Raw genomic sequence first — 1,837 nt, forward strand, 5'->3', positions numbered from 1 at the left:
GTTGTAGCCGCCATACGCATTTCATTTTCATCAGTTCTGCCATAAATCAATGCATAGTCTGCAATTTGAGCCACTGGATTATTAGCTGTACTAGATATAGTTATGATGGGAATACTGTAATGTGTGGCCACCTGTGCAATTGACTGCAATTCACTATGACTACCTTGATTCGTCACAAAAATCATGCAATCTCTATCATCATGCGTCGCAAATGTTGACACAAGTAAATGCGTTTCATGTAATAACCTGACATTTAAGCCAATACGAGATAACTTTTGAAAAAGATCACCAATAGTCAAACTCGATGCGCCAAATCCAAATAAAAATATTGTCCTGGCATTTTTCAACACATCACAAATTGCATCAATTTGCGCATCCATAATATTAGTAGCTACAAATCGCATCGTATTCGTTGCTCTAGCAATCATTTTATTTTTCAAAGTTTCTACAGATTCATTTTCAATCAATTCTAAATGTGGATTGGTTGCAATATCTTCGGGTAAGTATCGAGATATCGCAATCTTTAGCTCTTGAAAACCTTGATGTGTCATTTTCCGACTAAATCTAACAATTGATGCTGTACTAACATTCGTAACATCTGCCAAATCATTCACCGTCATATCAATGATTTTATGTGGATTCTTTAAAATGTAATCAGCGATTATCTTTTCTGTCTTCGTAAAATCACTCAACTGTTTATCAATGCGATATAAAATATTTGTCATCATTAATCACCCAACAAATCTGTCTGTCGCATCGCCTTTGTCGTTCCAAATAAATATGTACAAACGAATCCACCAGCATATGCAGCAAGTAATCCTGCAATATAACCTAAATACATATTATCTGAGATTAATGGTAAGAGTGACACACCACTTGGGCCTATTGCTTTGGCACCAATATGTCCAATTCCACCTATTACAGCGCCACCAATACCACCACCAATACAAGCAGTTAAGAAAGGTCGACCTAATGGCAAAGTCACACCATAGATTAATGGTTCTCCGATACCTAGGAAACCAACTGGCAATGCACCTTTTAAAGTATTACGTAATGTTGTGTTGCGTTTACATCTTACCCAAAGTGCTAATGCGGCACCTACTTGTCCAGCACCAGCCATCGCTGCAATTGGCAATAAGTAAGTAGCACCAGATTGGTTAATCATTTCTATATGAATTGGCGTAAAAATATGATGAAGCCCTAACATAACTAACGGTAGGAAGCTTGCTCCAATGATAAATCCACTAAATACGCCACCAATACTAATAATTCCGTTAACTACTGAAACTAAACTGTCTGAAACAAAACCTGCTAATGGCATAAAGATAAAGATAGTTAATAGTCCTACAATCAACAATGCAATAGTCGGCGTTACAATAATATCAATCGCATTTGGCACAATTTTATGCAATCTCTTTTCGACAATACTTAAAATCCAAACGGCAAAAATAACGCCAATAATTCCACCTTGTCCAGGTTGCAATGGTTCTCCAGTGAAGACATTCATTAAAATATTTTTACCAGCAATACCCGTTAATAACGTTGTACCACCAATCACGCCACCAAGTCCTGGTGTTGCACCAAATTCTTTAGCCGCATTAATACCAGTAAAAATAGCTAAGTATGCTAACATACCGTCTTTAATGACATTGAATACTGTTATAAGTTGCGTAATCCAAGCACCTGAAATATAGCCTGCCACCATTAAGTTACTCAGTACTGCTGCAATACCACCAATTAATCCAGCTCCAATAAATGCAGGAATCAACGGTATAAAGATATTGGCAATTGATTTCAATACTTTATTCAACTTACCATTCTTTTGTTTTGCTTTATG

General features: G+C 36.6%; 2 protein-coding genes. Both read right to left on the reverse strand.

From position 1 onward, the window contains the following. The coding region (gene rpiRb, locus IDG60_RS12895; RefSeq protein ID WP_206160765.1) for a pentose phosphate pathway transcriptional regulator RpiRB at positions 1-725 on the reverse strand (725 nt) is incomplete at its 3' end. Positions 726-727: 2 nt separating this feature from the next. Beyond that, positions 728-1,837: PTS sugar transporter subunit IIC (locus tag IDG60_RS12900; protein WP_193622715.1), on the reverse strand; the 1,110-nt coding region annotated here is incomplete at its 5' end.

The organism is Staphylococcus sp. EG-SA-2, from assembly GCF_017152085.1.